The organism is Streptomyces sp. NPDC033966, from assembly GCF_055575955.1.
In genome coordinates, this window is sequence record NZ_JBVIRQ010000025.1 from 44,353 (window position 1) to 53,612 (window position 9,260).

General features: G+C 71.0%; 7 protein-coding genes and 1 pseudogene. 4 read left to right on the forward strand and 4 right to left on the reverse strand.

The window, feature by feature from the left end; genetic code table 11:
• Positions 1–46 precede the first annotated feature (46 nt).
• A complete protein-coding gene (locus tag ACZ518_RS37510; protein WP_469117501.1) occupies positions 47–2,398 on the forward strand; it encodes an arylsulfatase in 2,352 nt (783 codons plus the stop codon).
• Here the strand turns inward: ACZ518_RS37510 and ACZ518_RS37515 are convergent.
• The gene (locus ACZ518_RS37515) at positions 2,385–3,386 is read right to left on the reverse strand and encodes a formylglycine-generating enzyme family protein (RefSeq protein WP_469117510.1); all 1,002 of its coding nucleotides are present in this window, start codon (positions 3,384–3,386) and stop codon (positions 2,385–2,387) included. The two genes, ACZ518_RS37510 and ACZ518_RS37515, sit on opposite strands and share 14 nt — an antisense overlap.
• Positions 3,387–3,404: 18 nt before the next feature.
• Positions 3,405–5,102, reverse strand: a complete 1,698-nt coding sequence (locus tag ACZ518_RS37520) for a SulP family inorganic anion transporter (protein ID WP_469117511.1) — start codon at positions 5,100–5,102, stop codon at positions 3,405–3,407.
• Between the two features lie 165 nt (positions 5,103–5,267).
• Between ACZ518_RS37520 and ACZ518_RS37525 the strand changes: the two are divergent.
• Positions 5,268–5,521 (forward strand): annotated as a pseudogene (locus ACZ518_RS37525) (site-specific integrase); the annotation flags it as partial.
• Here ACZ518_RS37525 and ACZ518_RS37530 read toward each other — a convergent pair.
• Positions 5,502–6,275 carry a hypothetical protein gene (locus ACZ518_RS37530; RefSeq protein WP_469117502.1) on the reverse strand — a complete coding sequence of 258 codons (774 nt, stop codon included), beginning with the start codon at positions 6,273–6,275 and terminating at the stop codon, positions 5,502–5,504. The pseudogene ACZ518_RS37525 and the gene ACZ518_RS37530 sit on opposite strands and share 20 nt — an antisense overlap.
• Before the next feature lie 908 nt (positions 6,276–7,183).
• Here ACZ518_RS37530 and ACZ518_RS37535 point away from each other — a divergent pair.
• Both ACZ518_RS37535 and ACZ518_RS37540 read left to right on the forward strand, forming a co-directional pair.
• Entirely contained in the window at positions 7,184–7,696 is a 513-nt protein-coding gene (locus ACZ518_RS37535; protein WP_469117503.1) for a hypothetical protein, read from the forward strand.
• 427 nt (positions 7,697–8,123) lie between these two features.
• Positions 8,124–8,954 carry a DUF2785 domain-containing protein gene (locus ACZ518_RS37540; protein WP_469117504.1) on the forward strand — a complete coding sequence of 277 codons (831 nt, stop codon included), beginning with the start codon at positions 8,124–8,126 and terminating at the stop codon, positions 8,952–8,954.
• A 68-nt stretch (positions 8,955–9,022) separates the two neighbouring features.
• Here the strand turns inward: ACZ518_RS37540 and ACZ518_RS37545 are convergent.
• Positions 9,023–9,260: VOC family protein (locus ACZ518_RS37545; protein WP_469117505.1), on the reverse strand; the 238-nt coding region annotated here is incomplete at its 5' end.

Here is a 9,260-nt window from a genome sequence, read left to right on the forward strand (position 1 = left end):
TTACGGTGCTAGAGCCCGTGCCCGCCGCGAATCCGAGGAGACAGGAATGGCTGGGGCCTTCAAGGGAGTGATTCAGCAGGACATCCGGGAGTCGGTGCCGGACTGGGAGCCGTACGCGGAGCCGCAGGCTCCCGAGGGCGCGCCGAACGTGCTGTACCTGGTGTGGGACGACGTCGGCTTCGGAACCTTCGACGTCTTCGGCGGGCTGGTGGAGGCTCCGGCGATGCGCCGGATCGCGGACATGGGCGTGAAGTTCACCAACTTCCACACCACCGCACTGTGCTCCCCGACCCGGGCGTGTCTGCTGACGGGCCGGAACGCGACCAGCAACGGCGTGGCCTGCGTCATGGAGGCCACCAGCGGGTTCCCCGCGTCCAACGGCCGGATGCCGTTCGAGAACGCCACCCTGGCGGAGGTGCTGGTCGAGCGGGGATGGAACACCTACGCCCTGGGCAAGTGGCACATGTGCCCGGGTGAGGAGGCCAATATGGCGTCCTCCAAGCGGTACTGGCCGCTGGGCCGCGGGTTCGAGCGCTTCTACGGATTCCTCGGCGGCGAGACCGACCAGTACACCCCGGACCTGGCCTACGACAACCACCGCATCGAGCCCCCGTACCTCCCGGATCAGGGATATCACCTGTCGAAGGACCTGGCGGACAAGGCGATCCAGTTCATCCGGGACGCCAAGGTGATCGCCCCGGACAAGCCCTGGTTCAACTACTTCTGCCCGGGCGCGGGGCACGCTCCCCATCACGTGCCGAGCGAGTGGGCGGACCGGTACGCGGGCAGGTTCGGCGACGGGTACGAGGTGTACCGGCAGCTCACGCTGCAGCGGCAGATCGAGCTGGGCATCATGCCGGAGGGCACCGAGCTCACGCCGATCAATCCGCACGGCGAGCCGGACGCGTCCAGTCCCAGCGGGAAGCCGTGGCCCGAGGGAGAGTTCGTGCGTCCCTGGGAGTCGCTGAACGCCGAGGAGAAGCGCCTGTTCACCCGGATGGCCGAGGTGTTCGCCGGGTTCGTCTCGTACACCGACGAGCAGATCGGGCGGGTACTGGACTACCTGGAGAAGTCCGGGCAGCTGGAGAACACGATCATCGTCGCGGTCTCGGACAACGGCGCCAGCGGGGAGGGCGGCCCGGACGGCTCGTTGAACGAGAACAACTTCTTCAACGGTGTGCCGGACGACATGGCCGAGAACCTCCGCCACATCGACGAGCTGGGCAGCCCGACCACCTACAACCACTACCCGACGGGGTGGGCCTGGGCGTTCAACACCCCGTTCAAGTACTGGAAGCGGTGGGCCTCCTACGAGGGCGGCATCGCCGACCCGATGATCATCTCGTGGCCCAAGGGCATCAAGGCGCGGGGCGAGGTCCGTCACCAGTACCTGCACGCCGTCGACATCGTGCCCACCCTGTACGACCTGATGGGCATCGAGCCGCCGGCCGAGGTGAAGGGCTTCAAGCAGAGCCCCCTGGAAGGCGCCAGCTTCCGGGCCCTCCTGGAGGACCCGCAGGCCCCCGAGCCCCGGCAGACGCAGTTCTACGTCATGCTCGGCACCCGCGGGATCTGGCACGACGGCTGGCACGCCACGGCCCTGCACCCGCCGGTCCCGTCGGCGTGGGGCCGCTACGACGAGGACGTCTGGGAGCTGTACCACCTGCGCGAGGACCGCTCCGAGAGCCGGGACCTGGCCGCCGAGCATCCGGAGAAGCTCGAAGAGCTCAAGCGCATGTGGGCGCAGGAGGCCGCCAAGTACAACGGTCTGCCGCTGGACGACCGCGGCGTCGTGGAAGTCATGGGCTCCCCGCGGCCCCAGCTCGCAAAGCCGCGCGAGCGGTACCTCTACTACCCCGACTGCTCCGACGTGCCGGAGTCCGTGGCGGTCAACATCCGCAGACGCTCCTACTCCATCGTGGCCGAGGTACTCCTGGACACCCCCGAGGCACAGGGCGTGCTCTTCGCCCACGGCGGCCGGTTCGGCGGCCACAGCCTGTTCCTCAAGGACGGGCGCCTGCACTACGTCTACAACTGGCTCGGCAGCGTGGAACAGAAGATCGTCTCCTCGGAGCCGGTCCGCCCCGGCAGCCACCTCCTTTCTGCGACGTTCACCGCCGGCCGGCCGGACAGCCAGGGCAGCATGCTGGGCACGCTCACCCTCCACATCGACGAACGGCAGGTCGGCCAGGGTGACATCAAGACCCAGCCGGGCGCCTTCTCGATGGTCGGGGAGGGGCTGACGGTCGGGCGCGACAGCGGCCAGCCGGTCTCCACCGACTACGCCGCGCCGTTCCCGTTCATCGGCGGGACGATCGAGCAGGTGGCGGTGGACGTCAGCGGGGAGCCCTTCGCGGATCTGGAGAAGGAGTTCGCCGCCATGTTCATGCGCGACTGACACCGCCGCCGTTGGGCGGGGCGTCTTCCTGCCGGTCGTCCGCCGCACAGCGGAAGCCCTGGTGGCCGGTGCTGCTGTCGGGCGTGCTGGAGCTGCGGGCGGCCACCCGGTAGCGGCGGCAGTAGGAGGCGTGGCACAGGTAGGACCCGCCGCGGATCACCCGGGCGGTACCCGAGGCCGGGCCGGACGGGTTCTGGCGCCCACCACGCGCGTAGGTGGTGGGCGAGTACCAGTCGGCGCACCACTCCCAGACGTTGCCGCACACGTTGTACAGGCCGTGGCCATTGGGCGGGTAGGCGGTCACCGGCGCGGTGCCGTACCAGCCGTCCGGGCGGGTGTGGTGGCCGGGGAAGCGGCCCTGCCACACGTTCATCCGGCGCTCACCGCCCGGCTCCAGTTCGTCTCCCCAGGGGAACGCGGCCTGCTCCAGCCCGCCCCGGGCGGCGTACTCCCACTCCGCCTCGGTCGGCAGCCGCTTGCCCGCCCACGCCGCGTACGCGGCGGCGTCGTCCCACGACACGTGCACCACGGGATGGCTACTGCGGTCCGCGGCATCGGAGCCGGCGCCTTCCGGACGGCGCCAGCACGCCCCGTGGACCTGACGCCACCACGGCGCCTGGGCAACGCCCCGGGTGTCGGGGAACCCGGGCGGCAGCAGCCCGGCGAAGACGAACGACCAGCCGTACCGCTCCGCGTCCGTCACGTACCCCGTCGCGGCCACGAAGGCGCCGAAGTCGGCGTTGGAGACCGCGCACCGGTCGATCCAGTACGGCGCGAGCTCCACCTCACGGACCGGCCCCTCGCCATCACCCGGCACCACCCACTGGTCCGCAGCGCCCATCAGGAACCTCGCCGCGTCCAGCCGCACCATCCCGCGCTCCCTGCCCGGACCGCTCCCCCCGGGAGACACCCGCCCGGCGCCGGACGGCGGCGCGGCCACCGGCGCCCCCGTACGTGGCCGGGACGGGCTGCAACACCCTCCACCCATACGACTGCCGGACATGCGTCACCCTTCTTTTGGCTCCCGCAAGGCGGCGTACGCCTCGCGGACGGAGGAGAAGACACGGAGCTGCCGGGTGGCACCGTCCCGGAACGGACTGGCGCGCAGCGCTGCCAGGACTCGGTCCCGGGGACGGGCCAGGACGAGCTCGCTGCCGTGCTCCCGCAGGTCGGCGGTCAGCTGTGCCAGGACCTCCGCCGCGGTGGAATCGAGGTAGAACACCGCCTCGGCGTCCAGGACCACGTACCGCGGATATGGTGCCCGCGCCCCGGCGAGGGACAGGACCCGCTGGTGGACCCGGTTGATGTTGGCGAAGAAGAGCGGCGCGTCCACCCGGTAGATCAGCACGTCGGAGAAGGCGGACTCGCCCGGCGCCAGCTCGCGCGGCACCCCGCCGTCATCGGGGACGGCCAGTACGGCGTCACGCGGCCAGGCGGTGCGGCGGAGCAACTGTCCCAGCGCGAGGAGGACGGCGACCAGCAATCCCTGCAGGACGCCCAACGCCACCACACTGACCGCAGCGGCGAACGCCAGCACGCACTCCCCGCGCCAACCGCGCCACAGCCGCACGAATCCCGCGGCGTCGATCAGCCGGAAGCCCGACACGATGACCACCGCAGCCAGCACCGTCAGCGGAAGCAGCCCGATCACCGGACCACCGGTGATCAATGCGAACACCACGAAACCGGCGCCCACCAGCTGGAACAACTGCGAGCGGGCCCCGCGCTGGGGGTCCTTCGCCGTCGGCGCGAAACCTCCCAGCACACCCGCACCCGCGCTCGCCACGCCCAGGGCCAGCGACTCCCGCGCCAGCGAGGCCTGCTGCCGGGAACCCGCATCGGCCGCACGGAGGGCGTCCACCGCCTCGATCGAAATGATCATGGCCATGCCGGCCGCGGGCGGCAGCAACGCCCACACGTCCCCGACGGTCACATCCGGCCAGGCCGGAACGGGCAAGCCACCGACAACCCGCCCGGCCACCGCCACACCGTGCCCCGACAGCCCCGCCGCGGCCGATACCACGACCGCCACCGCACAGACGACGAGCGAGCCGGGCACCGCCGGCAGGACCCGTTTCAGCACCACGAGCGCGGCCAGCGCGGCAAGACCCACCGCGGCGGTCACCAGCTGCACCTGGTCCACGTGGGTGAGCACCTCCCACACCCTGACCAGCGGACGGTCGCTGGAGGTCTTCACCCCCACCAGCGTGCCCACCTGACTGGCCACGACTTCCACACCCGTCCCTGCCGCGTACCCGAGCATCACCGGCGCCGACAGGAAATTGGTGAGTCCCCGCAGCCGCCCGGACGGCAACAGCAGAACACCCGTCAGGAGCGCCAGACAGGCCGCCAGTGACGCCATCCGGTCGGCGTCGCCTCCGGCCCGGGCACTCACCGCGGCGAACGTCATGATCGCCAAGGTCGACGAAGGGCCGACGGACACCCCCCGGGTGGACGTCAGCAGGGCGAACACCGCCATGCCCCCCACCGCGGTGTACAGACCGGCGGCCGGACCGAGGCCGGCCAGCTGCCCGTACGCCAGAGCCTGCGGCACGAGCATCACCGCGACGGCGAATCCCGTAACCGCGTCGGCACGCGCCCAGCGCGCCGAATAGCCGCGCAGCTGGCCGAGGAGCGGCAGCACGTTCTTCTCGGACACCCACCGTGCATCCATCCGATCATTGTCGGTGGATGAAACCGACATTTTCGCCACAACACCACATGTCACTCATGAGCATTCGTATCGTCGCCGCCCATCCGGAACCAGCCGCCCGCCAGATGGACCGGCCAAGGAGGCACATCGCCCCGGCCCGCGTCCGGCACGGCGGCTCCGGGGGAGCTCGCCGCGTAGGCGGTCGCGCCGGGCACCGGGCAGGCCCGCGCGCCGCTGGACGAGCACACTGCGGTACGCGGCCCGGAACGGGCCGGGACCTGCACGGGTGCCGCCTCTCCTCCCTGACCCACCGCGGGGAACAAGGCGCGTCGCTGCTGATGCTCATGGCCAAGTCCCGGCATGAGAAACCCGATAACGTCTGCCGCTACTTCAAGCCATCCCCGGAGGCGATCGCCGCGCTCACGAGTCTGCTCGCCCCCGGGCGAGAGCTCAGTGGCCCATGGATTTGAGCTTCTCCCGCAATGACTGCAATTCCTTCGAAAGGGTGACGTGGGGGATCTTCGCGAGGCGGTCCGCCACGGCGGCATTCTCATCCAGGCAGGCGGGGTCGTTGACGTTCTCGATGACCCATGTGTCGCCCTTGGGAAAGAATTCTCCGTCACCCCCTGCATCGACGAGGGCGACGGGGCCGACGGTCGTCTTGGTGCCGTCATGATCGAAGACGATGTCTACCACCCCGTACCAGGCCGGCCCCCACCCGACCGTCTCCGGCCCCATGGTGAGGGTCAGACGGTCGACCTTGTTGTCCTCGACGATGAAGCTGATGTCCTTCGTCTTCTCGTAGGGTGCCTTCGGCAGCTCGTACGGCATCGGGAAGTCGTAGTTCATGGAGACCGCGAGGTCTCCGCCCGTCACGTGGCAGCCAGGTAGTTGTCCGGCTTCGCGGAGCCGCAGCGTCGCCTTCGTGATCAGAGAGGGGCCCGGGGCCCTGTTCTCAAAGGTCACGTCCACGTGCGGCCCGTGCGGATCCTTCTCCTTCTCGGGCCCGGCCCCCTCGGTGTCCTGCCTGGCACCATCGATTCCGTTCTCGATGTAGGCAGCGACACGCGAAACCTTCAGCTTGGGCCGGCGTTCGGCCTCTGACACACCAGTACTTGCCTGTACCTCACCGCTCTTTGCCTGTGAGTGCCCGCTGTCGGAGGAGTCGTTGCTGTAGTGGATGAACAGGGGGACCCCCACGACTGTGGCGGCTGCGGCGACCATGGCGATGATGTTGGGGGTGTGCCGCCAGCGCGCACTCGGATCGCCGCCAGTGACCGGTGGGGTGCCGGTGGCTGGCGGTGCGGCCGGCCCGTCAGGGGGTGGCGGCGGAGTGGCCGACGTGCTGGCGGGTGCCGACGCCGTTCCCGGCGTGGGCGCGGTTGGGGGAACTGCTGTGGGCTGCGGAGCCATGGCGGGTGTGCCTGGTCCAGTTGGAACGGACCCCGGTAACCGGGCACCTTCCCCCGTACTCGTGGGGCTTCCGTTCGTATTTCCGTCGGTGCTGCCTGAAGGGTTCGGCATGGATTTCCCCAACCAGTTGGTGACCCAGGTCTTCGTGCTCAGAAGGAGATTATTGAGGATCTCGGGGCGCTGATCGGAAACCTCCGAGAGCCGTCTGCTCGCTGGTGTTACTCGTCGTCCTCGGCGTCCGGGTCGCGCAGAGGCCGCATTCCTCCGGCCGGGTCGGGGAGCTGGAAGGAGTACCCGGCCCGGCATGTTGTTGACGTGGTGGCGGACGAACGGGGAGGGCCGGAGGGAACGCCGTCGAGACCGGGCCGCCGCCGCGCCCCGCGTCGGCCTCCGGCAGAGAGGTTTCAGCCACATGGCAGCGCAGGGTGCCCCTATGGCAATCCGTGTCTCGTCGAGCGCGTACCCTGCCGGAGGTCCGTCGTGAGGCCGCCGACCGGCGCGCCCAGCGGCTGCGGGTGGAGTGGGCCCAGAGCCCCGGCGTGGAAAGCCCCTGCCCCGACTACGGTGCGGCCTTCGCAGCCTGGCCCGGATGACCCCGGCGCCGCAGTGACGGCTGTCCTTGCCGGCGGCTTACGCGTCCTGCCTTCGAGCACGCCGCTCACCGCTCGCACCCCCATGACCTGATGCCCCCATGCGGGCACGCACCCGAGGAGTACCCGTTGAGTGACCCCCAGCCCCCGCCGCTCCCCGCCCTCCCGGAGGCCGAGGGGACGCCCCCTCCCCCAAGGGCGCCCCGGAAGTGGCTTGTCCCGGCGGCCTGTGTGGTGGCCGGTGCCGTCGTCGGCGTCCTCGGAACCGTCGCGGTCTACGCCGCGACCGGCGACCCCGAGCCCCCGAAGACACAGAGCTTCACGTTCGCGGGAACGTTCCGCCTGGTCGGCAGCGACAACGTCGGTTCCGCCGGCATCGACGAATGCCGGGGCCGGGGTGGATACAACGACATCGGCACCGGGACGTCGGTCACCGTCTACGACGACAAGGGCGCGGTGATCGCCACGGGTGCCCTACCGCGCGGCACCTACCAGAGCAGCGCCTGCACCTTCGCCTTCAGCATCCAGGGCGTGCCCGACGACCGGCCGTTCTATGCCGTCGAGATCAGTCACCGCGGGAAGGTCACCGTGACCGCCGGGCAGGCCAAGGGCGGCCAGTGGGCCGCCAGTCTCGGCAAGTGACCGCCGTGCCCTGGGCGCCGACCGCTCCAAGGACGCCCGAAGCGGGCTCACCGCCTCCGAGCAGGAACCGCTGAGACCGCTCACCTCCGGCCTGAAGGCGGCCCGCCGGGGCTGGCTCACCTGGCGACCACGCCGACATCACGGCACCGAGGTCCGGTGGGCCGGTGGGGGCGCAGCCTGGACTGCCGGGAGACGGTGGCGGCAGCCTCGTCATGGTCCCGGCCGGCATGCGTGATGGCCGCCGCCTGGTGCTCTGACGCGTACCCGGCCATCGCGCCGGGCCCGCTCACCCGCCGCTCACGCGGTCCTGGCGAGACGTCCCTTGCGGGACCGATCGCCGGGGCCGGTGCGGCCCGGGCAGCCCACACGCCCTACATCCATCCGATAATCGGTTGTCCTGTCGGGGTCCCTCCCCGAAGGTGGGGCGGTGATCAAGACCGAAGACAGGCCGCCGATCGACACGGCCCGCTGGCTCTACCTCCACGAGAACGACTGCCCCGCCCCGCCGGCGTCCGAACTGCCCGCCCTCGCCGCCGAACTGGCCGAGGCCCTCCGCCACCCCGACCCGGACATCCGCGACGGCGCTCCGTACGCAGTGCTGCGGACGTGGATCCAGCGGGACGTCATCGGCAGGCCCCTGCGCGCCAGGCTGGGCGCCGTCATGACCGACCGGTTCGACGACTCCGAGATCCAGGCGCGCACCTTCGCCCCGCTCGTGCTCGACATGATCGTCGGTCGCGGCGACTTCGACCCGGCGTGGCTCTCCGCCTTCCAGCGCTGGTTCCCAGCCGAGACGGACCTGCGCGGGTACGACCCCGGGCTCGGCTGGCTGCACGCCGTCGCGCACGGCGCTGACCTGCTGGGCACTTTCGGGCTCCATCCGGAGGTCGACCCGACGGTGATGCTCGCGCTGGCGGCGGAGCGGCTCGTGGCCCCGACCGACGAGCTCTTCGCCCAGCAGGAGGACGACCGGCTCGCCCAGGGCATCGCCCGCACGCTCACCCGGCCGGAACTCTCCGAGGCCGAGGCCATCGGCTGGCTGGACGTGATCGAGACGGACTTCGCCCCCGGCCGGCGCGGCGCCCCCACCGTGGCCGCGCACACCTCCAACGCCATGCGCACGCTGCGGATGCTCTACCTCCTCACTGACACGGGTGTCCGGGCCGACGGCGCTCCCGCCCCCGTGCGCCCGCCCCACGCAGCGGCGCTGAAGCAGCGCCTGACCGAGGTGCTGGCCCTGGCCTTCCAGGGGGCGTGACGGGCCTGCGGGGGATACGCGCCTGGTCACGCGGGTGAGGCCCCTCTCATCGCCAGCGTGGCCGCCGGTCAGGACCGTGCGTCAGGACGGCGTGGGGCGGACTGCTCGGCGGCTTCCCAGGCGAAGCCGTCCGGGTCCGTGAACGTGCCGGTGGTGCCGCCGAGGACGATGCGGTGCGAGCCGGTGCCGTCGACGGGGACTCCGAGGTCCCTGGCCAGGGCGCGGCGCTTGTAGAGGGCCAGCTTGACGGGGCCGGCGGTGCCGGGGGCGAACTCGGTGTACTTGCCGCCGAAGCTCTTGGCCACG

Bases quoted from the DNA above. Each gene is read 5' to 3' on its own strand.
- ACZ518_RS37520 (WP_469117511.1), bottom strand. From the start codon at position 5,102: ATGTCGGTTTCATCCACCGACAATGATCGGATGGATGCACGGTGGGTG.
- ACZ518_RS37510 (WP_469117501.1), top strand. From the start codon at position 47: ATGGCTGGGGCCTTCAAGGGAGTGATTCAGCAGGACATCCGGGAGTCG.
- ACZ518_RS37515 (WP_469117510.1), bottom strand. From the start codon at position 3,386: ATGGGTGGAGGGTGTTGCAGCCCGTCCCGGCCACGTACGGGGGCGCCG.
- ACZ518_RS37530 (WP_469117502.1), bottom strand. From the start codon at position 6,275: ATGGTCGCCGCAGCCGCCACAGTCGTGGGGGTCCCCCTGTTCATCCAC.